This is a genomic window from Sphingomonas sp. Sphisp66 (assembly GCF_047324325.1).
In the GTDB taxonomy this organism is placed as follows: domain Bacteria; phylum Pseudomonadota; class Alphaproteobacteria; order Sphingomonadales; family Sphingomonadaceae; genus Sphingomonas.
Genome location: NZ_CP168508.1, coordinates 3,442,763 through 3,464,948 on the forward strand (window position 1 = coordinate 3,442,763; position 22,186 = coordinate 3,464,948).

The following is a 22,186-nucleotide window of genomic DNA, read 5'->3' on the forward strand; positions in this document are numbered from 1 at the left end:
TGCGGCGGCTGCGCCGTCGCCGCGCTCCAACCGAGGAAAGGACAGCCATTCATGCGTGCCATGCTGCCAGCGACCCTGCTTCTCGCCCTGGCCCCGGGCGTCGCGGCCCCGGCCACCGACCCGGTCGAGTCCTTCCTGCTCGGCCTGCCGCGCGATGCGACCCGAGTGCTTTCGCTCTCGGCACCGGCCGTGCCGCCGGCTTCCCGGCGCGAGACGAACGTGCAGACGATCGTCTGCGAAGCCCAGGAACTCAGCGGCAGCCAGCTGGAGGATTCCTTCGCGATCCTCTCCGCCGATACCAACCGGATCTACCCCGGGGCGATCCTGGTCGTCGACGAGCGGCTCGCCCAGGGCCGGCCGACCGTCACCAGCTACCCGCGCCCGCCCCTCGCCCTCAACATCTCGCTGCCCGGCCTCGGCGCCGATGCGCGATTCCTGGTCCCGCAGCCCAGCGCGGGCACGGTCCATGCAGCGGTGGACGGCGTCGTCAGCACCTGGCTCTCCGGCCCGGCAGGTCGAGGCTATCAGGCGCCGGCGATCGTCAGCTACCGCAGGACGCGCTCGTACAACGCGCAACAGGCAGCGGCCGGCCTCGGCTTCAGCGCGCAATGGGCCGGAGGCCGGGCATCGGCGATGCTGTCGGCGTCGAGCGACCAGTCCCGGGCGACTTACCTCGCGGTCTTCCGGCAGGTTTTCTATACCGTCGGGGTCGACCGTCCGCGCAACGTCGCCGGCTTCTTCCGCAGGGACGTCAGCGTCGCGCGGCTGCGCAGCGACTTCGGCCCTGCCCGCTTGCCCGGCTATGTGAGCAGCGTCGCCTATGGCCGGCTCATCCTGGTCAGCATGGAGACCGAGGCCTCCGTCAGCGAAGCGGATGCGAAGGCCGCGCTCGACTATGCGACGGGCGGGACCGGCGCCGAGGGGCAGGTCAGCGCGCATGCGCGGCGCGTGGCGAACGCTTCGCGGTTCGGGGTCATCGTCCTCGGCGGCGGCGCCGAGCATGCGGCGCGCGTCGTCGCCCAGGGCCCCGACAACGACCGGCAGGTGAAGGACATCATCGAGCGCGGCAGCCAGCTCGCCCGCGACAATCCCGGCCTGCCGATCGGCTATACGGTCAATCTGCTGACCGGCGAGCTGGCCCATGCCCGCTACGACGGTCCTTTCGCGGTACCGAGCTGCAGGACCCTCGACAATTACGCGATCGAGCTGCGCCACGATGGCGGCTATCGGGGCCGGTTCATCGTCAGATGGCAGCAGCCGCGTGGCGTCGGCGAGGGGACCGAGGACAGAAGCTGGCACAGCGGCGTCCAGACCGCGGGCTGGCGGCGCACCATCTCCGTTCCCGCGGACGCCCGGGGCCTCACCGTGCTCGGCGAATTCGATTTCTTCCACAATGACTGGCGCCAGGCTGGCTACTGGAACGACATCCCCAGGCGGCGCGCGGGCACTTGCCTGCGCATCGCCGGGACGACCGTGCAGCCGCAGTCCGGCACCTGCTGAGCATTTCGATCCCATGCGTGACCGCCCGATCCCGGGCGAAGGAAAGGAGAAACTCCATGGCGAAGGTTCGATATGGCTGGGTCGTGTCCGACCAGGCTGCGGCGCTCCCCGGAATCGCGTTCGGGCCCCGGTGGCTCAAGGGTGGCAGGCGAAGCGGATCGCTCACCGTCCTGCGCCGCCACAACCTTCTCTTCAAGGATATCGTCTTCGAGGGGAGAGGCACCCACGCGCTGGAGGCGGTGCTCCGCGAAATGGCCGGCCACGAGGAGCGCTTCGTCTGGAGCGGGATCGCCGCCGGTGCGAAGATCGAGGAATTCGTGCCCTCCCCCTATGGCGGGCCGGACGAGCAGGTCATTCGCGTCAATGAAGTCGATATCCCGAGCGACTATCACGCGCATGCCTTCATCCCGGACAAGACCTACAGTTTCGACGGCGTCCTCACCAGCTTCGTGACCCCGTTCACGGGCTTTGCCGGGACCCCGGGCCTCGCCGGTCTCGTCAGGAATGCGATCGAGGGGGTCGGGGAAATCATCGACCGGGCCGGCGAGATTCACGAATCCCAGATGCCCGCGGTCAAGCGGCTGGCCGCATCGAAGCACGTGGTCGTCCTGCTGACGGCGCGCACCTTCTCCGCGCCGCCGCTCCTGACGCGCCAGGGCGAGGAAAGCATCGCAGCGATCGGTCGAAATCTGGCCACTCGTCTCGGTGTCGCACTCGCGCCGAAGGACCAGAAGGCGGCGCCGGCCGCCAAAAAGCACCGGGCGCAAGCGCCGTTGACCGGGCTCGCGCGGGGTGTTCGGCACGTAGAAGATCCTGCCGGCCCGCGCGCGGCATCGCGCGCGGCACACCCTGCATCTGTGTATCCGCCATAGGGGGCCTCGTCGTCGCCGACGGGACGGTCGAGCGATCGGCCCCGGCAGCCGACGTGATCCGCGGGCTGCCTTGTTCGCCGTCGCGGTGCCCGCGGCCTGACCAGGGTTCGCGTCGCAGTTCCATTGCTCGCCGCGACGTACCAAGGACCTATTTTTCGAACGATAGCGATGTAATCGCCGACCACGGAATGACGATGACGTGCGAATCTCCGGCAGCGGGCTCCGCGGAGATACCGAATTCATCGGCCGACTTCACGATGAGGCTTACGTGTTTGGTTTGACCTGCAAGTAGGACCACGGCTTTCGCAGCTCCGGCCTTACGCACGATCGCCTGTTGTGCCGCCACCAGCATCGAGTTCACCCTCCTTCTTCAAAGTAGAGCTATGCAGTCTCTGCGACCCGGCCATATGGTGAGCGGCCAGGCTGCTCGCAACTTCGCCTCGCGTCGATTACAGTGGGAACAGGTTGGGCGGCTGATTAAGGCTTCTTGCGGTTGCCAGCCTCAAGTCGGCGATGATTTTGTGCGCGTGCCGACGAAGGCAATTAGTCCTGGCTCGGTAGCATAGACGCGTACCTGCGCTTCTCGCTCAGCGAAGGATGCGATGCCATTAGCCCATCCGGCAATACTCACGGCGGGCAAAACCTGTCTTGATATCTCGTGCGTTAGGCGAAACTATTGGGCCCAGGGGAAGTTGGGATCGATTGAGGAACTTCGCATTGATCGAACAAGCGCGCGAATGTAACCCGCCGGACCTCACGGAGCTTCGCCGTCAGGCGCGCGTGCTGACGAGCGGCGTGTTTGGCATGAGCGGCGACGCCGAGCTCTCCCAGATCGTTGAGCGGGTCGCCGCAGGGACCGGTTTTCCCTTTTCCGCAGTGTCTATCGTCGACCGCTCCACGCTCTGGCTCGCCGTCGCCTATGGCTTCGATCCCAGGGAGTTCGCCAGGCCCGACAGCTTCTGCGACGCCGCGATCGGCGTTCGCAATTACGCGCCCTTGTGTGTCCCCGATGCCTGGCACGAGCCACGCTTCAAATTCGCTCCCGCCGTGCTTGAAATGAACGTGCGTGCCTATTTCGCCGCACCTCTCGTAACCAGCGATGGCTTTGCGCTGGGTACATTGTGCCTTCTGGACCAGAAACCCCGGACCGTGGACGCGAGCGGCCTTGCATTGCTCAAGTCCCTCGCCAGCCAGGCGACGGAAGTGATCGAGCGCGAGGCAAATGCACTTGCGTACGCAAAATATGCGATTGCCGAGCTCAGTACCCGCATCCGTTTCGCCGTCGCGGACCAGAACGACGCCGAAGTGGCCGTGCTCGATGAGGAACTTCGTCGGATGGAGGCGAAGTTCGGGGCGCATTGGAAATAGCGGCGCTGGTCGCGTGTGCCGAAGACGCGCGCTTGGAGTGTCTGACCAGTCGAGGTAGCAGCAGGAACGATTGCCGGTTGCTCCACGAGAATGACGCGGTTGTCATCGTCGATGGCCACGATCCGAAGCCGATGGGCCGTGCCGCGGGCGGCCAGGGATCGGGTGCGACCCCTCCAGCGACCGCCGCCGGCGGCCGCTGGAGGATGCAGGAGGCGATCTAGAAGTTCGCGCGGATACCCAGTGCGTAGCGCGGGCCGTACGTCTCGTAGGTGATCACGCGTTCCTTGAAGACCGAGTAGGTGAAGGTCTTCTCGTTGAACAGGTTGAGCCCCTGGGCGAAGAGCGTGACATGGTCGTTCAGCGCGAAGTTGATGCTGGCGTCCCAGATCCCGTAGGCATCGACATTGACCGGCTGGCCGCGATTGCCCTGGGCGGTCTGCTCATAGGCGTTGCGGTAGTTATAGGCCAGGCGCATCTGCAGCCGGCCCTTCTCGTAGAAGCCGACGACATTGTAGGTCGTGCCCTTGGGCTCGACCAGGCTGATATTGGCCTGGATGCCGAGGCCGTCGAGCGGCGCGGGCAGCCCGCTGAAGGTGTACTGGCCGGAGAACTCGATGCCCTTGTAGCTGTCGCTGCCGACATTCTCCGGCCGGGTGCGGCGGAAATCGAGCCCCAGGATCTGGATGTTGGTCGTCACCGATTCCGAGATATTGTCGAGGTCCTTGGCGAACGCCGCGACGCTCAGGAAGCTCGACTTGTCGAGATACCAGGTCAGCGCCGCGTCATAGTTCCACCCGATCATCGGCAGCAGGCCGGGATTGCCGTCGGTGATCGCGCGTTCGCGCGGGCGCGGGTTGATGTTGCGGATGAGCAGGAGATCGCTCAGCGTCGCCCGGGTCAGCGTCTTCGCCACCGCCGCCTGGAACACCAGGTTCCTGGCGACGTCGAACTTGACGTTCGCGCTGGGCAGCCACTGGCTGTAGGAGCCCTTGGCGACGATCGGCTGCGGGGCCGACAGGTTGACGACCGGATCGAGGCCGGGCGGTGTCGTGATGCTGATGATCTCCTGGCCGAACCCGCGCGACGTCACCCTGGTATTGGTGTAGCGGATGCCGATATTGCCCGACCAGTTGTGCGAGCCGAGGCTGCCGCCGAACGAGGCCTGGGCGAAGCCGCCAAAGGTGCGCTCCTGTGCCGAGCCGCTGTTGCTGGGGACCAGCGCGACGTCGAGCGTGCCGCCGTTCGCCGCGAGTGCGGCGCGCGTGGCGGCCGGATTGGACGTCGCGTTGATCGCCTGGTCGGTGAGCAGATAGGCTGCGATATCGCTCGCGCTATAGGCGGGGAAGCCATTCGGGAACATGTCGAGCCCGAGGAAGTCGCTGGCGTCCGCCGGCGTGCCGAACACGCTTTGCGGCACCGCTATTCCGCCGAACACGCTCTGCAGCGCATCCGGCGTCTTGTAGGAGAAGCGCGCCTTCTTGCGGTCCGAGTAATTGCCGCCCACCGCGATCTGACGCAGCAGTCCGCCGCCGAAATCATATTTCAGCTCGGAATTGACCTGATAGATTTCATCGGAGACGCTGACGCCTTCAAACGTGATGTAGCCGAGCCTGGCGTTCGTCGTGTCGAGAAAATTGCCGAGCCCGGTATAGACGGGAAGGCCGTTCTGGAGCTGCATCTGCACGGCAGCTGGCGAATAGCCCGGGGCCGCGAGATTGCTCTCGAACCAGGCCTGGTTGCCGCCGGTCTCGTCCTTGGCCCTGGACCAGGAAACGTCGAGGAATCCGGACAGGGGGCCATCCGGCTTCCATTCCAGATTGCCGCCGAGCTGGTAGGTCTGGGCGAGGCGCGGCCGGATCTGGTTGGTGACCATCGGCCCCGAGGCAATGCCCGTGTAGCTGGTGAGCGTGTTATTTGCATCGACCGTGCCGGCGCGCACGTCGCCCGGGCCGCCATAGACGAAGAACACCTTGTTATCGTCGTTGACGTCGAGCTTCGAGTAGAGGCCGTCGGCGGTGAAGACCAGGCTGTCGGACAGCCGCGCCTGCAGCGTCAGCAGGCCGGAGATGCGTTTGCGGTTGGTCGCGTTGACGCCGTATTCGACATAGGTCGGCAGCGACACGCCGGTGTGCTCGGGCGTGCCGTCGCGGTTGAAGTCGAGGCTCTGATTGGCTTCCCACCCGTCGGTGAAGATCCGCCGGCCCTCGATCTTGCGGTCGATATAGGAAAAGGCCGCCAGCACGCCGAAATTGCCACCGCCAAAGGTGGTGCTGAACAGCCCGGAGGCCTGGGGAGAGACCTGGCCGCGCAGCTTGTCGTAATTGCCCTGCGCCGAGACGACGAGCTTGGTCTTGCCGAAATCGAACGGCCGTGCGGTGTACATGTCGACGGTCGAAGCGATCCCGCCTTCGACCTGCGCGGCCGTCGGCGTCTTCGACACGTCGACCCGGTTGATCAACTCGGCCGGCAGGATATCGAAGCTGAACTCGCGTCCCTGGTTCTCGGTCGCGAGGATGCGGCCATTATAGAGGGCGGTGCTGAACGCCGGCCCCAGGCCGCGCACCGTGATGAACTGCCCCTCGCCATTGTCGCGCGAGATGGTCACGCCTGGGATGCGCTGGATCGCCTCGGCGATGTTCTGGTCGGGCAGCTTGCCGATATCATCGGCCACGATCGAATCGACGATGTTGTCGGCCGAGCGCTTGATATCGACCGCGCGCCTGAGGCTTTCGCGCAGGCCGTTAACGACGATGGCCTGCTCTTCCTCGGTGGGTTGCACGCTGGACTGCGCGGCCGCGGACTGCGGCGTCGGGGTATCCTGCGGCTGGACCGGGCGTGCATCGACGGGATTGCCGGCAGCCATTGCGGGTGCCGTGGCGATCAGAATCGTCGCCATTCCAGTCATGCCGATAAAGCGAAAACGCTTGTTGGGCTTCATGGCTATCCTCCTCTTTTTCCTCCGGTGGCGCTGCCCGTCTTTGCGGACTCTCTCCCCGGAGATTGCTCTTGTTAAACGATCAACCAAGCAGACGGCAAGCAGGCAGATCGAGCGCACTACGCACGAATGCGTCAGGAGGTCCCGGAAGCCATTGCCTGTCCCGCCGCATCGAACAGCAGGATACGGGCCGGATCGGCGTACAGGGTCAGCGTTTCCGAAACGGGCACGCCATGATGGCCGTCCAGCTTCGCGCGGAACTCGCCCACTTGGTCGAGATGCGCGTAGAGGAAGGTCGAATGGCCAAGCGCCTCGACCGCCTCGACCCGCAGCGCGAGCGCGATGCCGTCGCTGCCCTGCTCGGTGCGGACATGCTCGGGGCGAAGGCCGATCGTGACCCGGTCCCCTATGCGGAGCGCTTCGCCACAGGCCCTGGCGAAGCGGATGCCGCCGGCAACCTCGAACAGCGTCTCGTCGCCCTGGCGGCTGATCACGGTCGCGTCGAGCAGGTTGATGCGCGGGCTGCCGATGAAGCCGGCGGTGAAGAGGTTGGCCGGCCGCTCGTAGATCTCGAGCGGCGTGCCGACCTGGGAAATCCGCCCCTGGTCGAGCACCACCAGCCGGTCGGCCAGCGTCATCGCCTCGACCTGGTCGTGGGTGACATAGATCATCGTGCTGCCCAGCCTCTTGTGCAGCCGGGCAAGTTCGTGCCGCATCCGGACGCGGAGATCGGCATCGAGGTTCGACAGCGGCTCGTCGAACAGGAAGATCGTCGGATCGCGCACGATCGCCCGGCCGATCGCCACGCGCTGCCGCTGCCCGCCGGAAAGCTGGTGCGGCATCCGGTCGAGCAGCGCCTCCAGTTCCAGGATTTCCGCTGCATGCGCGACCTGCGCGGCGATCCGGTCGCGCGGCACCTTCATGTTGCGCAATCCGAAGCTGAGGTTCTTGCGCACCGTCATGTGCGGATAGAGCGCATAGGACTGGAAGACCATCGCGACGCCGCGCGCCGCGGCGGGCGCATGCGTCACATCGGCGCCGCCGATCCGGATCGAGCCGCTCGTGACTTCCTCGAGCCCCGCGATCATGCGCAGCACCGTCGATTTGCCGCAGCCCGAAGACCCGACCAGCACGACGAACTCGCCCGTAGCGACTTCGAGGTCGATGCCGCGGATCGTCTCGACGCCGTCATAGGACTTGCCCAGCCCCGTCAGGACCAATGCCGTCATGCGCCGGGCGCCTTCCATGCCTCGGCACTGGTGTCGCCAATCACCAGTTCCGCCTCGACCCCGAACCTGCCGACCGATGCGCCCTCGCGCAGCAGGATCTCGGCGGCCCTTCTCCCCTTTTCGAACGCATTCTGCCGCACGGTGGTCAGCCGCAATATCTCGGCCGGCCGGCCGGGCGGGTCGAGGCCGTCGAAACCCGTTACCGAGATCCGCCCGGGCACCGACAGTCCTTGCGCCTCGCAATGGCCGATCGCCCCGCGCGCCAGCCGGTCGGAGAAGCATATCAGCGCGGTCAGGTCGGGGCGCCGGCGGAGCAGTCGCTCGGCGGCGCCCCGACCGCCCTCCTCGCTGTTGACCGTCTCGCAGACCAGCACCCCACCCTGCGCCACCCCGGCTGCATCCAAGGCGTCGCGGCAGCCGGCGATCCGCTCGTGCACGACATGGCTGTCGTCGGGGAAATCATGCTCGAGCGAAAAGATCTCGCCATGATCCTCCGACCGCGGAAAGGTCACGATGGCGACGTTGCGATGCCCGAGACCGAGCAGGTGCCCGACGACGTCCCGCATCATCTCGCGGTCGTTGGTCTGCACGCTGGCGAGATCGGGCGCGTCGAAATCGACGACCACGGTCGGCAGGCCGCGCGCCAGCGCCTGGCGGATCGTGGGGTGGCTCTGGTAGGGAGCGTTGAGGATATAGCCGTCCACGATGGCGGTCAGCGTGTCGCGCTGCTCGGGGTGCCTGTCCTTGAGTGGGATGAGCACCAGATTGGCCCCCTCCTCCTCGCACACCGTCGAAATGCCGCGCAGGAAGGTGATGTCGTGCGCATCGGTGAAGGCATAGCTCAGCTGGTCGTTGAACAGCACGCCGATCGCGCCGCAGCGGCCGGTTCGCAGCGAACGCGCCGCCGGGTTCGGGCCGTCATAATTGACCGACCTGGCATGGGCGATGATGCGGTCGCGCAGCGCCTTGGAGACCTTGGCCGGGTTGTTATAGGCGTTGGAGACCGAGGTCGAAGTCACGCCGAGGTCCGACGCGATCGATTTGAGTGTGGCCCGTTTCGCCCGCACCGTTGCTCTCCTGCCCATTTCTGTTCTTACGAGGGTTTGCCCAAGCCTAGCTCGCCAGCTTGACACAGACAACCGCGCTTGTTTATCGTTTAACATGCCACTTGTTAATCAAGGGCTGGAGGGGAGCGATCCGCATCGATGGTCAGCGCGTGCAGAGCTCCGGAAGACAGCGCGCCGCGGCGTGGTGCCCGCACGCTTCGTCCCGCAGCCGCGCTTCTTGCGCTGGCGCTTTTCGCCTGTGCCACCCCACATCCGCCCGCTCCGGGCGAGGCGGTCGCGAACTACGATGCGCCTCGGGTCTCGTTCGCCCATCTCGATCACCTGTTCGCCGAAGCGACGGTCGAAGGCGAACGGGTCGGCGTGCTCCACATCTACAGCGAAGCGCCCGATTATCGCTTCGCGATCGAGCCCAATGAAGGCTATGCCTGCGTCGATGACGTGGCGCGCGCGATGGTGCTGCTGGCAGCGGAATCAAGGCTGGGTGCGGCCCGGCTGCGCCAGCTTGAGCTGATGACGCGGTTCGTCCTCCGGATGCAGGCCGAAAACGGCTATTTCCACAATTTCATCTGGGCGGACGGCCGGATCAATCGCGAATACCGGACCTCGCGCGCCGAACTCAACTGGTGGTCGCTGCGCGCGCTCTGGGGCCTGGAAGCGGCGCTTCGCCGCCTGCCGGCCAAGTCGGACACCGCCGCGCGGGCGCGGACCGCGACGGATCGGCTGGTCGCCAACCTGAAGCGCGACCTGCCAGCCGATCGGAGTCTGGAGAAGGTCGAAGGGGTCGAAGTGCCAGGCTGGCTGCCCTTCGGCTCGGGCGCGGATGCCGGAGCGACCGCATTGCTCGGCCTCCTCCCCTATTACCAGCGCACCCGCGATCCCGGCACCCAAGCACTCGCCGAGCGGCTGGGCGAGGGACTTGTGCGGATGCAGGCCGGCGACGCGGCGCATTTCCCGCACGGCGCCCATCTCAGCTGGCGCAACCAGTGGCATGGCTGGGGCAACGCCCAGGCCTATGCGCTGCTGCGCGCAGGCGCGCTGTTCGGCCGGCGCGACTTCACCGCCAGCGCGCTCGCCGAGATCGATCATTTCTACCCCTATCTGCTCGAGCATGGCATGCTCGCCAGCTTCGCCCTGCGCCGTTCCGGCGATCGCACCGAAGCGGCCGACACCCAGCGCTTCCCGCAGATCGCCTATGGGCTGAGCCCGATGATCCTGGCGTCGATGGAAGCCTATCGCGTGACGGGGCAGGCGCGCTACCGGGACACCGCCCGCCGCCTTGGCGCCTGGTTCTCAAGCAGCAACGATGCCGGCGTGCCGGTCTATGATCCGGCCAGCGGCCGCATGCGCGACGGGATCGTCGCGGCTGGCTCGGCCAATCCCAATTCGGGCGCGGAATCGACGGTCGAGGGGCTGATGGCACTACGTGCCCTCGAAGGCGTGGCATTGCCGTGATCGCCCGGCGCGCCATGCTGCGGCTGGGCCTTGCCGGCGGCGCCGCGCTGCTGGCCGGATGCTCGCCGAAAAGCGCCGAGAAACGTACCGACCGGATCCGCCTCTGGGTGGCCCCGAACGAAGCGGAAGAGGGGTTCTGGAAGATCGCCGTCGCGCGTTGGAACGCGCTCGGGCGCGGATTGCCGGTCAGCTTCACCACCATCCCAACCGCCGGAAGCTCGGAGGATACCGTGCTGTCGGCGCTGGTCTCGGGCAACGAGCCCGATCTGTGCACCAACGTCTTTTCGGGCTTCGCCGTCCAGTTGGCGGCGCTCGGCCAGGTCGAGAACCTCGCCGCCATGCCCGGTTACGGCGCGTTGATCGCGCAGCGCCACATGGCCGGGATCGTGCCGGGCTGGATGCAGGATGGCAAGGTCAGCGCGTTGCCGATCTATTCGAGCCCCACGCTGATCTGGTGGCGCGCCGACCTGCTGGAAGCGCATGGTTTCTCCGCGCCGCCGCGGACCTATGATGACGTCTATGGTTTTTGCGAACGCTATGGCCGCGCGCGGTCCCGCTACGGCATGCAGGTGGTCGCCGGCCGCTCCTGGGCGGATCGCTGGTTCGACTTCATATCCTTCTACTATGCCGCGTCCCGCGGGCAGCCCTATCTCGAAGGTGCGCGGGCGCTGTACGACAATGCGCCCGGCCTCGACGCCGCCGGCTTCATGAACCGCATGTTCCGCAAGGGCTGGACGGCGCTCGACTTCGACGCCGAGGAGCCGCTCGTCTCGGGCCTGGCCGCAGGCGCCGTCCGCGGTCCCTGGGATGTCGAGCGCTTTGCGCGCATCTACCCGCAGACCCTGGCGCGCATCGAGGTCGGGCCGATGATTGCCCGGACCGCGGCGTCACCGGGTCCCGGCGCGACCTTTTCCGACAGCAAGGGGGTGGTGATCTTCAAGAGCAGCAAGGTCGCGCGCCAGGCCTTCGACTTTCTCGCCTGGGCATTGGGGGAGGAGGACCTGAACCTGCTCTGGCTGCAGCGGACCGGCCTTTCGCCCGCGCGCGGCGACCTGCTCCACAACCCGCGCTTCGCGGACTATTACCGGACCAGCCCGATCGGCCGCGCCTATGCCGCGCATGTGTCGAGCGCCAGGCCACCGGCCCTGTCGGAATATACCATCGACATCCAGAAGATCATGACCGGCCGTCTGGTCGAACCGCTGATGACCGGCCAGAAGTCCCCCGAAGCAGCGCTCGCCCAGGCGGTTGCGCAGACGGATCAGATGCTCAAGGTGCAGATGTGAGGCCGCGGACGCGCCTCTCGCGCGAGGCCTGGATCGGGCTGTCGCTCGCGCTCGCCTATATGGCCTTCGCGGCGATCTTCTGGGCCTATCCCTTCTTCTGGCTCGCCCGGCTGTCGGTCACCCAGTGGCGCTTCTTCGACGAGCCGGTGTTCACCGGCGCGCGCAACCTGGTGATGACCCTGCAGGACCCGCAGTTTCTCCAGGCCCTGTGGAACGTGCTGCGCTTCCTGGTGATGTACGTGCCGATCGCATTCGGCGGCGCGCTGGTCGTCGCCTTCGGGCTGCAGCATGTCGGCCGGGGCAAGGCGTTCGTCGCGCTGTGCTTCCTCCTGTCGAACGTGTCGTCGGGCGTCGCCTTGTCGCTGGTGTTCACCAAGATCTTCAGTTCAACCGGGCCGCTCAACGCGCTGCTGTTCGACTGGCTCGGCATCCGGATTCCCTGGACGACGCATCCGACGCTGGCGATGCTCGCCATCGCGCTGGTCGTCGCCTGGAAGTTCGTCGGCTATTACGGCCTGATCCTTTATTCGGGCCTGCTGACGATCCCGAAGGACATCTATGACGCAGCCCGGCTCGACCATGCCTCGCCGTTCACGCGCCTGGCGCGCATCACCCTGCCGCTGCTCAACGCCCAGCTGATGATGGTGCTGGTCTTCGCCATCCTGGTATCGTTCGGCCTGTTCACCGAGCCCTTCCTGATCACCGGCGGCGGGCCCGGCGACAGCACCATGCCGCCGCAGATGATGATCTACGAAACCGCCTTCCGCCGGCTCCAGCCGAGCCACGCGGCAATGATGAGTATCCTCGTCTCGGTCGCCAGCTACACGCTGATCGTGATCGCCCGGCGCCTGTTCGAACGAAAGGTCGTACTCGCATGATAGCCGCCCGGATCAGGACCTTCCTGCGCGCGCGCAGCCCGAGCGGCTGGGCCGCCACGATCGGCATCTATGCGCTGGCGCTGACCTGGCTCTACCCTTTTCTCTGGATGGTTGCCGCCGCGCTGAAGCCGACCGCGCAGATCTATAATACGGGGCTGTTCGAGGGCGACTTCACCCTCGACAATTTCCGCTTCCTGTTCGCCACTGCCGACAAGCTCGACCGCCCCTTCCTCCAGGCGATGGGGATCTCGCTCCTGGTGACCGTCAGCGTCACCCTGTCGGTCCTGCTCTCCTCGGCATTCATCGCCTTCGCGCTGGCGCGGCTGCGTTTCCCCGGGCGCAAGCTGTTCGGCGACTTCCTGCTGCTTCAGATGGTCATACCGACCACGATGTTCATCCTGCCGCTCTTCGTCCTGATCAAGCAGCTCGGCCTGCTCAATTCGCTCGGCGCGCTGATCCTGCCCTCGATGATGTCGGGCTGGGGCATCTACATGATGGCGCAGTCGTTCAAGGCGATGCCCGAGGAATATTTCGACGCCGCCCGGCTCGACCGGGCCAGCCTGTGGCAGACGGTCACCAGGGTCGTCGCGCCGCTCAACAAGTCGATCATCGCCATCGTTGCCCTGTTCACCTTCACCGGCACCTGGGACAATTTCCTGTGGCCGCTGATCGCGATCTCCGACACCGATCGCATGCCGCTCTCGGTCCTTCTCGCGACCTTCAGCAAGCAATATGGCGGCTATGCCGGCCCGGTGATGGCCGGCGCGGTGCTCCAGACGCTGCCGCTGGTGCTGCTGTTCGTCCTGTTCCGCCGCCACTTCCTGCAGGGCATGTCCCTGACTCTGAAGTGACGGCACCACGCCCGAAGGAATCCGCATGTTGAAGCGCTGGCCCGGCAACCCGATCCTGGCCCCCGAGGATGTCCCGCCCAGCCGCCCGGGCTGGAAGGTCGATTGCACGTTCAACGCGGGCGTCGCCCGCATCGGCGACGAGACGATCATGCTCGTGCGCGTCGCGGAGAGCGTCGCGGACGCCGGTGCCGGTGAAGTCCGGGTGCCGCTGCTCGAGCAGGTGGGCGATGCCTGGCGCTGTACCACGCGGACCTTCCGCACCGACGATCCGGACTATGACTTTTCCGATCCGCGCATCATCGTCTCGCGCGCCGATCCGCGCCGGGTCCATCTCACTTCGATGTCGCATCTGCGCGTTGCGCGCAGCACCGACGGCACCAGCTTCACCGTCGCGGACACGCCGCTGTTGTTCCCTGCCGACGCGACCGAGCGCTTCGGCTGCGAGGATGCCCGCCTCACGGTGATCGAGGGACGCTGCTACATCAACTATACCGCCGTGTCCGATCTCGGCATCGCGACCGCGCTCGCGGTGACCGACGATTTCACCCAGGTCGAGCGGCTCGGCATCATCCACGCGCCTGACAATCGCGATGTCTGCCTGTTCCCGCGCCGGATCGACGGCAGCTACTGGTGCCTGCACCGGCCCGCACCGCTCCACTTCGGTGCGCCGGAAATCTGGATCGCGCGCTCGCCCGACCTGATCCACTGGGGTGCGCACCGGCACCTCGCCGGATGCGTCGGCACCGGCTGGGAAAGCAACAAGATCGGCGGCGGCGCCCAGATGCTCGAAACCGACAAGGGCTGGCTGCAAATCTATCACGGTGTCGATGCCGGTCAGCGCTACAGCCTCGGCGCGCTTCTGCTCGATCTCGAGGATCCGCGGATCGTCCGCGCCCGCCTCGCCCGCCCGCTCGCCGAGCCGAGCGCGCCCTACGAACTGCACGGCTTCTTCGACAATGTCCTGTTCAGCTGCGGAGCGCTGATCGAAGGCGAGGAGCTGCGGGTCTATTATGGCGCGGCAGACCGGGTGATGGCGCTGGGCACCGTCGCGCTCGCCGACCTTTGGAATGCGATGGGCGTCTGACGCGACAGCGCCCGCGATCTGATTTGAGGAGGATAGGAGCGTGGATCGCCGGAACATCGTGCGCGTGAGCGTGCACTACGACGCCTTTGCGGCGACTTCCATGCAGGCAAAGCCGACCGCCAGGCTGCTTTTCGCCGGTGTCGATGGGCAGGACGTCTATAACGTCAGCGCTCCCTTCCTCTCCGCCGGGCGCAGGGTGATCGCGGGCCGGGTGGAACACCGCGACAGCGAGGACGCGACCGCGATCTTCTTCGAAGAGCGCGACGGGGTCTGGTACCCGATCGACGGCGCGCCGCGCTTTGCTCTGCAGGACCCGTTCGTCTCCCGAATCGCAGGCGAACTGGTCCTTGGCGGCGTCGAGATCAGTCATGAGCCTGTTGGGCTGATCTGGCGTACGGTCCTGTACCGCGGACAGGACATCTTCGACCTGCGCCGCTTCTTCACCGGGCCAATGGGCATGAAGGACATTCGCTTGTGCGAGTTGTCCGATGGCCGGGTCGGCATCTTCACCCGTCCGCGCGGCCTATGGGGCGAGCGCGGCATGATCGGCTATACCGAAGTGACGACCATCGACGACCTGAGCATCGAAGCGATCGAAGGCGCGCCGATGATCGAGGACATGTTCCATCCGCAGGACTGGGGTGGCGCCAACGAAGCGCATCTGCTCGAGAATGGCGAAATCGGCATCATCGCGCACGCCGCCTATTTCGAGGAAGACGACAGCGCCGGACGCCGGCGCTACTATGCGATCGCCTTCACGTTCGATCCCGCGACGCGCCGGTGGCGCGACTATCGGGTCATTGCCGCGCGTGGTCAGTTCGCGCCCGGCGTAGCCAAGCGACCGGACCTCGCCGATGTCGTGTTCTCCTCGGGGATCGAGTGCATCGGGCCGGTGACCAGACTATATGCCGGCACGTCCGATGCCGAGGCGCACTGGCTCGAAATCCCCTATCCTTTTCCTCACCCCAGATCGCCTGGAGACTGGGCGCCGCGCGATCGGGCTGACACGGGAGAAGATCGAGAGGGTCGCGCCTGAACGCGCAAGCTCCATTCAAGCGCGCCCTACGCTCTCGCGCGGCTACTAGGGCGAGGAGACCGCACCCTGAATGACCGCAGGAAGATTTGACGAGGGAGTCCCTCCCGCCACCTGCCCGATGGGGGCAGCGGACCTGTGTTCCCCTTGCGCGCAGTGCGCGACGACGTCGATCGGGTGCCGCCCCAGCCAGGTGCTGTCCGCGCCGGGGCGACGGCGATTTCCCTAGCCGGGCAAAGCGCCGAGAAACACAGCCATCTGGAAAGCTACCGAGAATTCCTTGTCCGGCGCCCTCGTGCTGGAGCACCGCGACGGGAGCTGCTCTCGGAAGAAATCCGAGTTCCGGCGGCATCAGCAAGGGCAGGACGGCGCCGGCTTCCGCCTCGACCATCTTCCAGGCGCGCCATGGGCGCACAATGTTGAATGGTCCGGTCCGGACGGCATGATCGTACGGCCTGAACCTGTGCGGGCGATGGCACGTTCTGCGGGGATGGCACGCAAGCTCAAGGTCTTCCGGACGGCGATCGGTTTTCACGACGCCTATGTCGCGGCGCCGAGCCAGAAGGCTGCCTTGGAGGCCTGGGGCGCGGAGGCCAATCTCTTCGCGCGCGGTGCCGCCGAGGTCGTGGACGATCCGGAGCTGTCGGTGGAACCGCTGGCGCATCCCGGCCAGGTGATACGGCGATCGCGCGGGACGGAGGCCGAGCATCTCGCGGCGCTCGGGGCCGGCGACGGCGACGAGGAGGGTCGCAGGGCCAGGCGCACGGCGAAGGTGCGTGCAAAGAAACCCAAGCCGCGTCCGGACCGCCGGCCGCTCGACGATGCCGAGGCTGCCCTGGTCGCCGCGCAGCGCGAGGCCGAGCGCGTCGCCGGCACCTTTCGCGAACGCGAGCGGGAGCTCGCGCGCCAGCGCCAGGCGGCCGAGCGGACGGCGCAGGACGCGGTGCGCAAGGCGCGCGCGGCCCGCGATGACGAGAAGACCCGCTACGAGCGCGCGCTTGCGCGCTGGCGCGGCTGACCGGTTTCTATTGGTGGCGGCGCTATGCGTGCCTGTGCGCGACGCGCGCGGGATGGTTCGCGCGGCGGGCTCTCATTTCTTCCGGAACTGGACGAGGCGGTTCATCAGGTCGGGTTCGGCGACATAGCCGGCCTCGCGCCATGCCCGGGCCTGGACATAGCGGGAATTGCCGCGCTGGTTGGACCACCAGGACCGGTAGTCGGACGCGGAGTCGGGCAAGCCGTCGACCAGGCGAGCGATGGTCGCGAAGGACAGCGTGATCAGCGGGCTGCCATCGGTCTTGAGGTGATCGCGAAGCGCGTCGTATTTGGCCATGGGCGGGTGATAGCGCCGCGTGCCGGCAGGGGAAGTCCCTGCGGCGCCCTGGCGCGAACGGGCGTCGGGCGCGCCGGGTGGCGCGCCCTAGCTCGGTACGGCGGGTCGAATTCAGCTGGCGATCGCCTGGGCGAATTCGCGGTAGCTGTGCAGCGGGCGGCCGAGGATCGCGGTGAGCCGCTCGATATCGCCCGCCTCGGGGATCATGCCGTCGCTGACATAGCGCTCGGCCATCAAGCGCATTTCGTACGCCATCCATTTCGGCATGAAGCCGGCCAGGTTGGCCTCGAATCCGCTGGGATCGTCGCCGCCATAGGCGACCTGGCGGCCGAGCGCCTCCGACCAGATCCGGGCTACGTCCGCGCCGGTGAGCGTGTCCGGGCCGACCAGGTTGATCGTCTCGTTCGGCAGCTTCTGGTCCGCACGGTCGCGGCGGATGAGCTCGATCGCGGCGACTTCGGCGATGTCGCGGGCATCGACCATGGCGACGCCCTTCGCGCCGATCGGCATCGGATAGACGCCGTGCTCGAGGACGACGTCCTTGATCATATGCTCGTTGTCGATGAAGTAGCTCGGGCGCAGGATCGTAGCGTCGAAGCCCATCTGGGCGATCATCCGCTCCGCCCCCGACTTCACCGCGAAGTGCGGCACGTTGACGAAGCGGTCGGCATGGATCACCGAGAGGTAGACGACCCGGTCGACGCCGCTTTCGCGCGCGACGTTGAGCGCGATCAGCGCCTGGGTGAATTCGTCCCCCGCCACTGCATTGAGCAGGAAGAAGCTGCGCACGCCGGTAAAGGCCCGGCGGAGCGCGTCGATGTCGAGCAGGTCGCCCTGGGCGATCTCGACGCCTTGGGGAAACGCCGCCTTGGCGGGATCGCGGGTGAGGACGCGCACCCTGGCGCCGCGCTGGACGAGCTGGTCGACGACGTGGCGGCCGACGCGGCCGGTGGCTCCGATGACGAGGATGGTCATGTTCAATCTCCGTTGCTGTCTGGATCGACACCTCGGAAATTAGGGTTCCAGATTTTCGCCACTAGCCGCTATATCTGGACAGACCGTCTCACAGGTGGAACAGATGGACCTGCTTGCCCTTGCCGACTTCAACCTCGTCGCCCGGCACGGCGGGTTCGGGCGCGCGGCACGCGCGAGCAACCGGCCCAAGGCGACGCTGTCGCGTCGCGTTGCCGAGCTCGAGGCGGCGCTCGGCCTTCGCCTGTTCGAGCGCGGCGCGCGCGCGCTGAAGCTCACCGAGGAAGGCCGGGCGCTCCATGCGCGGACCGCGGCCCTGCTCACCGAGCTGGACGAGACCGCCGCGGCGATCGCCTCGGGCGGCGACCGGCCGCGCGGCCGCCTGCGGGTCAGCGCGCCGCTGCTCTTCTCCCAGACCGCGATGGGCAGGATCGCCGCCGGCTTCGCGCGCGACTATCCCGAGGTGCTGCTGGAAGTCACGACCGAGGACCGCGGCGTCGACATGGTCGAGGAAGGCTATGACCTGGTGATCCGGGTCAATCCGCGGCCCGACGAGAGCCTGGTCGGCCGGGCCTTTCTCCGCGACCGGCTGGTGCTGGTGGCCGCGCCGGGGTTCGCCCGGCCTTCGGACGGCGCCGCCGTGCCGGTGGTCGTGCGCGGTTCGGCGGACCCCGGGGAGCGCTGGGAAATGGTCCGCGACGGCGCGCCCGGGAGCGTCGCCGTCCGGCCGGTGCTGTCGCTGGCCTCAATGGTCATGGTGCGCGACGCCGTGCGGCTCGGCGCCGGCGCGGGGCGGCTGCCGCTGTCGCTGGTCGGGCGCGACCTGGCGGCAGGGCGGCTGGTGCACTGGGGTGACGTCGAGGGCCCCGACATCGCCCTGTGGGCGCTCTACCCCTCGCGGCGCCTGCTGAGCCCTCGGGTCTCGGCCTTCCTCGCCTATCTCGGCGGGCTGTTCCCGCAAGGGACACCCGAGGAGCTGGCACGATTTCTCGACTAGGCGGCGTCCGTCGGGCGTCGGCGGGCGGTGAGCAGTGAGCAGTGAGCAGTGAGCAGTGGGCAGTGGGCGGGCAGTGGGCAGTCGGCGGGCAACTGCGGTGCCGGCGCGCGCGGGCAGCCCTGTTCGCTCAGGGCTGCTGGTAGCCGAGCGCCCGCAGCGCGAGCGTGCCCCGCCGCACATCTCCCTGGAAGTACAGCCCGCCCGCCACCCGCGCGTTGCCGCCGACATAGTCGAGCGTCGCGCTTGCCGTCTCCGGCTGCCGGCCGGGCACCGACAGCACGCCCTCGATGGCGACCGCCGCCGCCGTGCCGCCGCTTGCGTTGACCGCCTCGAACTCCGCGAGGAAGCCGCTGCCCGAGGGGACGACCCGCCGGAGCTCGACGGTGATCGCCGGCGGCTGGGCATCGTCGCCGGCCAGCGCATCGCGCCCGATCACCGCGGCCACCAGCAGGAGCAGCGCCAGGCCGATGGCGGCCGAGATCCATTCGAGCGCCGAGGTCCTTGCATGCGGCTCGCCCATCGCTTTTCCCTCCTCTAGACTACCAGCCGCGCGATCGCGGCGCCGATCGCGGCCGGAAAGCCGAGCACGACGACGATCCGCGCGAGCGTCTCGATCCCGAGCCCGTCGATGCTCCCGAAGGTCCACAGCACATAGAGGCTCGTCAGCAGCGCGATGGCGTAGCCGGGGATGGTGAAGACCAGGAACAGGCGCAGCGCGCCATAGCCGCTCGGTGCCTGTTCCTGCCCGGCCAGGCCGACCGCGAAGACCAGCGCGTGCAACAGGCCGATCGAGACGGCGGCCAGGCCGAGCGCCTGCCAGGCACCCATCTTGTAGCCGAGCAGGATCATCTCTTCCGTGGGCGCGACGTTGAAGGCGAGGAACAGCGCGCCCGCGAGCATCAGGAACAGCTGGCCCCCATAGCCTGCCGAGCGCTGCGCCAGGCTTTCATCCGTGTCGATGTCGCCGGCACCCAGCTGCTTGCGGGCGATCATCGCGCCGAAGCTTGCCGGCACCGACTGGACCGCGACTTGCCCGACGAGCTCGCCGAACCCCGTCTCGGGACGCAGAAGGCCGAAGAGCGCGAGCACCGCCAGCGACGTCACGATGCCCACCGCATAGGCCGCGAGCGCGTCGAGCAGGTCCTCGAGGAGCGTAGCCGTGCGCTCGAAGCCGCCGAACCGCGACAGGATCGCGAGGACGACGAAATTGAACAGCAGGAAGAGCAGCAGCCGCAGCGGCGCGATGTGTAGCCCGATCGCCCACATCTCCATCGTCATCAGCAGCGGCAGCCCGAAGAGGATCGCGCCGGCGGATGCGCGCGCCAGGCCGATCGCATAGTCCCAGTTGAGTTTCGCCACCGCCGAGGTCATCGCCTCGAAATGCGGCAGCGCGCGGGTTCGTTCCGCGGCGGCTTTAATCCTTCAGCGGGCGAGCGCTCCGTCCTCGATCGCGGCCAGCACCATGCTCCCGGATCGCCGGGTCGCCGGCCTGGGCCATCGGGGCGCTGGGTTCACGCAGTGCCTGGCGCTCCGCGAGTGCGGCGTCTTCAGAGTCGGGCCGGAGCGCATCGATGGCTTCTCCCGCGGAGGGGCTTGGATTGTTCAACGATGCGGGGCTGCTGGACCTGGTCGGGTTCAGCTCGGCATTTGCCACGGACGAGCGCGAGGCGCTGGCAAGGGTCCTCGCACCGCATGAAGGGGGGGACAGCTTTACCGGCAAGGCGCCGGGTGGTCCCAGCCGCTGGAGCCCGGAAAAGACCGGCGCCTATATCGCGCTCGACCACGGGCTGGTCGCCGAGGTGATCTACGACCAGGTCACCGCAGGGCGCTTTCGGCATGCGACGCGGTTGCTGCGCTGGCGTCCCGACAAGGCACCCGCGCAATGCACCGCCGACCAGTTGGTCTGCGAGCTGAAGCCCGCCGGGATGCTTTGGCGCACCGATCGGGAAAGCGCTGCCGCGCACGCATCTGGATAACGATGCCGCGGCGGCGCGCCGCATGCCTGGTGCCGGCTCGTGCGGGCGTTGCGGCCCTCCTGTTGCCGGTAAAGCGGCTGCCCTTGCGTACTGACCGCGCGCCATCCTGAGCGGCGAAGCCCGCCTCGAATCGTGCGACTACCCTCAGGATGAAATCACCTGGCGCGCAAGCGATGCTCTGCCCTTTAACCATCACCGCCTCGGCGGTTGGCGCCTCGGCCCGGGAGGTGACGCGAGGACCGCTGTCCACCGTGGCAGCGCAAACCGCCAAGGTTCCGGCCGGGCTCTGGTGGGGCGCGCCTTGGACCGAAGGGCGGCGGGGCCGCCGAAAGGCTGCGCATCCCGCCAACTGCAATGTCCGCAATGCCGATCGTCCTGTCCATGACCGCACCGGCTTGGGGCGTCGCCCCGGGCCGGCCAAATGGCCAGGTTCTGAGGCACTTTACTCGCGTCGGAGGGCAACTGCCAAAGCCCCCGCCTGCTGCCTGATCGAGACCGATGTCAGGACTGGGCAGCCTGCACCACGCCCGCACCTCCAAATAGCCTGCGCGCCGTGAAATACTGGGCAGGCGTGCTGCCGAGCGCCTTGCGAAACATCGTAATGAACGCATTGACCGATTCGTAGCCAAGCTGCGCCGCCACGCGTTGCACACTGGCGCCGCCGGCCAGTTCGCGTAACGCGACGACGAGGTGTAATTGCTGGCGCCAGCGGCCGAACGTCAGGCCGGTTTCCCGAACCATCAGTCGGGCAAGCGACCGCTCGCTCATCGCGACCCGTCGCGCCCAGTCGGACAGCGTGCTGCGGTCCGCCGGATCCACCGTCAGCGCATCGGCGATGGCGCGAATCTTGGCGTTGCCCGATATCGTGAGGTTGAAACGCTGCCGAGGCATGTCAGCCAGTTCGTCGAGCATGACGCGGGCGAGCCGGGCTGCGTGGCCGTCCGGTGGATAGCCGATCGGTTCGAGCGCGAGGCGATCGATCATGGCGCGAATCAGCGGCGTGATTTCCAGCGCGCAGCAATGCTCGGGGAGACGGCTCGCGCCCGGCTCGACGAACAGGTAATCGACGCGCGCATTCGCTGTCGCACGGGCGCTATGCGGGATCCCGCCCGGTATCCAGATCCCGCAGTGCGGTGGAACGATCCAGACATTGTCATCGGCAATGCAGGTAACCGCGCCGTGCGAGGCAAGGATCAGCTGCGCCTTGCGATGGACGTGCGTCGGCACCTCGGCGGCATGGTCGGCAAAATCAAGCCGGTGGGCGATGGCCTGGGCGGCGATCGCGTCTGGGTCGAGAACGGCGATCGCCAGGCTGGTCGGTAGCATCGGATTGGCAGCCTTTAGGGATTATCT

21 protein-coding genes are annotated in these 22,186 nt (G+C 67.3%); 12 read left to right on the forward strand and 9 right to left on the reverse strand.

Annotated elements, in window-relative coordinates:
- Window positions 1-51: 51 nt before the first annotated feature.
- Both ACEN8G_RS15480 and ACEN8G_RS15485 read left to right on the forward strand, forming a co-directional pair.
- Window positions 52-1,500, forward strand: coding sequence for a thiol-activated cytolysin family protein (locus ACEN8G_RS15480; protein ID WP_413413723.1), 1,449 nt, complete (start codon window positions 52-54; stop codon window positions 1,498-1,500).
- Window positions 1,501-1,556: 56 nt separating this feature from the next.
- Window positions 1,557-2,372, forward strand: coding sequence for a hypothetical protein (locus ACEN8G_RS15485; protein ID WP_413413724.1), 816 nt, complete (start codon window positions 1,557-1,559; stop codon window positions 2,370-2,372).
- Window positions 2,373-2,520: 148 nt separating this feature from the next.
- On the opposite strand, the gene ACEN8G_RS15490 is transcribed toward ACEN8G_RS15485, so the two are convergent.
- Window positions 2,521-2,724, reverse strand: coding sequence for a hypothetical protein (locus ACEN8G_RS15490; protein WP_413413725.1), 204 nt, complete (start codon window positions 2,722-2,724; stop codon window positions 2,521-2,523).
- A gap of 365 nt (window positions 2,725-3,089) precedes the next feature.
- Here ACEN8G_RS15490 and ACEN8G_RS15495 point away from each other — a divergent pair, with 365 nt between their 5' ends.
- Window positions 3,090-3,740 (forward strand): GAF domain-containing protein, encoded by a 651-nt coding sequence (locus ACEN8G_RS15495; RefSeq protein ID WP_413413726.1) that lies wholly within the window; start codon window positions 3,090-3,092, stop codon window positions 3,738-3,740.
- A 217-nt stretch (window positions 3,741-3,957) separates the two neighbouring features.
- On the opposite strand, the gene ACEN8G_RS15500 is transcribed toward ACEN8G_RS15495, so the two are convergent.
- From ACEN8G_RS15500 to ACEN8G_RS15510, 3 genes are all read right to left on the reverse strand, one after another.
- Window positions 3,958-6,678 carry a TonB-dependent receptor gene (locus tag ACEN8G_RS15500; protein ID WP_413413728.1) on the reverse strand — a complete coding sequence of 907 codons (2,721 nt, stop codon included), beginning with the start codon at window positions 6,676-6,678 and terminating at the stop codon, window positions 3,958-3,960.
- Window positions 6,679-6,809: 131 nt separating this feature from the next.
- Window positions 6,810-7,904, reverse strand: a complete 1,095-nt coding sequence (locus ACEN8G_RS15505; RefSeq protein ID WP_413413729.1) for an ABC transporter ATP-binding protein — start codon at window positions 7,902-7,904, stop codon at window positions 6,810-6,812.
- Window positions 7,901-8,971 (reverse strand): LacI family DNA-binding transcriptional regulator, encoded by a 1,071-nt coding sequence (locus ACEN8G_RS15510; protein ID WP_413740617.1) that lies wholly within the window; start codon window positions 8,969-8,971, stop codon window positions 7,901-7,903. Before ACEN8G_RS15510 ends, ACEN8G_RS15505 begins: the two co-directional genes overlap by 4 nt.
- Window positions 8,972-9,109: 138 nt before the next feature.
- On the opposite strand from ACEN8G_RS15510, the gene ACEN8G_RS15515 reads away from it, so the two are divergent.
- From ACEN8G_RS15515 to ACEN8G_RS15545, 7 genes are all read left to right on the forward strand, one after another.
- Window positions 9,110-10,423, forward strand: coding sequence for a hypothetical protein (locus ACEN8G_RS15515; RefSeq protein WP_413413731.1), 1,314 nt, complete (start codon window positions 9,110-9,112; stop codon window positions 10,421-10,423).
- Window positions 10,420-11,709 carry an extracellular solute-binding protein gene (locus ACEN8G_RS15520; protein WP_413413733.1) on the forward strand — a complete coding sequence of 430 codons (1,290 nt, stop codon included), beginning with the start codon at window positions 10,420-10,422 and terminating at the stop codon, window positions 11,707-11,709. Before ACEN8G_RS15515 ends, ACEN8G_RS15520 begins: the two co-directional genes overlap by 4 nt.
- Window positions 11,706-12,587 carry a carbohydrate ABC transporter permease gene (locus tag ACEN8G_RS15525; RefSeq protein ID WP_413413734.1) on the forward strand — a complete coding sequence of 294 codons (882 nt, stop codon included), beginning with the start codon at window positions 11,706-11,708 and terminating at the stop codon, window positions 12,585-12,587. Before ACEN8G_RS15520 ends, ACEN8G_RS15525 begins: the two co-directional genes overlap by 4 nt.
- Complete coding sequence (locus ACEN8G_RS15530; RefSeq protein WP_413413735.1) at window positions 12,584-13,438, forward strand: carbohydrate ABC transporter permease; 855 nt, start codon at window positions 12,584-12,586, stop codon at window positions 13,436-13,438. The genes ACEN8G_RS15525 and ACEN8G_RS15530 overlap by 4 nt, the downstream gene beginning before the upstream one ends.
- Window positions 13,439-13,463: 25 nt before the next feature.
- A complete protein-coding gene (locus tag ACEN8G_RS15535; protein WP_413413736.1) occupies window positions 13,464-14,522 on the forward strand; it encodes a glycoside hydrolase family 130 protein in 1,059 nt (352 codons plus the stop codon).
- A 40-nt stretch (window positions 14,523-14,562) separates the two neighbouring features.
- Window positions 14,563-15,558 (forward strand): DUF1861 family protein, encoded by a 996-nt coding sequence (locus ACEN8G_RS15540; protein ID WP_413413737.1) that lies wholly within the window; start codon window positions 14,563-14,565, stop codon window positions 15,556-15,558.
- Window positions 15,559-16,045: 487 nt separating this feature from the next.
- On the forward strand, window positions 16,046-16,573 hold the full coding sequence (locus ACEN8G_RS15545) for a hypothetical protein (RefSeq protein ID WP_413413738.1): 528 nt from the start codon (window positions 16,046-16,048) through the stop codon (window positions 16,571-16,573).
- Window positions 16,574-16,645: 72 nt separating this feature from the next.
- Here ACEN8G_RS15545 and ACEN8G_RS15550 read toward each other — a convergent pair whose 3' ends face one another.
- Window positions 16,646-16,888 (reverse strand): hypothetical protein, encoded by a 243-nt coding sequence (locus ACEN8G_RS15550; RefSeq protein ID WP_413413739.1) that lies wholly within the window; start codon window positions 16,886-16,888, stop codon window positions 16,646-16,648.
- A 111-nt stretch (window positions 16,889-16,999) separates the two neighbouring features.
- Window positions 17,000-17,863 (reverse strand): SDR family oxidoreductase, encoded by an 864-nt coding sequence (locus ACEN8G_RS15555; RefSeq protein ID WP_413413740.1) that lies wholly within the window; start codon window positions 17,861-17,863, stop codon window positions 17,000-17,002.
- A 103-nt stretch (window positions 17,864-17,966) separates the two neighbouring features.
- Between ACEN8G_RS15555 and ACEN8G_RS15560 the strand changes: the two genes are divergently transcribed.
- The gene (locus tag ACEN8G_RS15560; protein ID WP_413413741.1) at window positions 17,967-18,857 is read left to right on the forward strand and encodes a LysR family transcriptional regulator; all 891 of its coding nucleotides are present in this window, start codon (window positions 17,967-17,969) and stop codon (window positions 18,855-18,857) included.
- A gap of 127 nt (window positions 18,858-18,984) precedes the next feature.
- Here ACEN8G_RS15560 and ACEN8G_RS15565 read toward each other — a convergent pair whose 3' ends face one another.
- Window positions 18,985-19,377: a hypothetical protein gene (locus ACEN8G_RS15565; RefSeq protein ID WP_413413742.1), complete on the reverse strand. Its 393-nt coding sequence runs from the start codon at window positions 19,375-19,377 to the stop codon at window positions 18,985-18,987.
- Window positions 19,378-19,391: 14 nt separating this feature from the next.
- Window positions 19,392-20,228, reverse strand: a complete 837-nt coding sequence (locus ACEN8G_RS15570) for a TIGR02587 family membrane protein (protein ID WP_413413743.1) — start codon at window positions 20,226-20,228, stop codon at window positions 19,392-19,394.
- A gap of 200 nt (window positions 20,229-20,428) precedes the next feature.
- On the opposite strand from ACEN8G_RS15570, the gene ACEN8G_RS15575 reads away from it, so the two are divergent.
- Window positions 20,429-20,833 carry a hypothetical protein gene (locus ACEN8G_RS15575; protein WP_413413744.1) on the forward strand — a complete coding sequence of 135 codons (405 nt, stop codon included), beginning with the start codon at window positions 20,429-20,431 and terminating at the stop codon, window positions 20,831-20,833.
- 501 nt (window positions 20,834-21,334) lie between these two features.
- On the opposite strand, the gene ACEN8G_RS15580 is transcribed toward ACEN8G_RS15575, so the two are convergent.
- Complete coding sequence (locus tag ACEN8G_RS15580; protein ID WP_413413745.1) at window positions 21,335-22,159, reverse strand: AraC family transcriptional regulator; 825 nt, start codon at window positions 22,157-22,159, stop codon at window positions 21,335-21,337.
- Window positions 22,160-22,186: the final 27 nt, after the last annotated feature.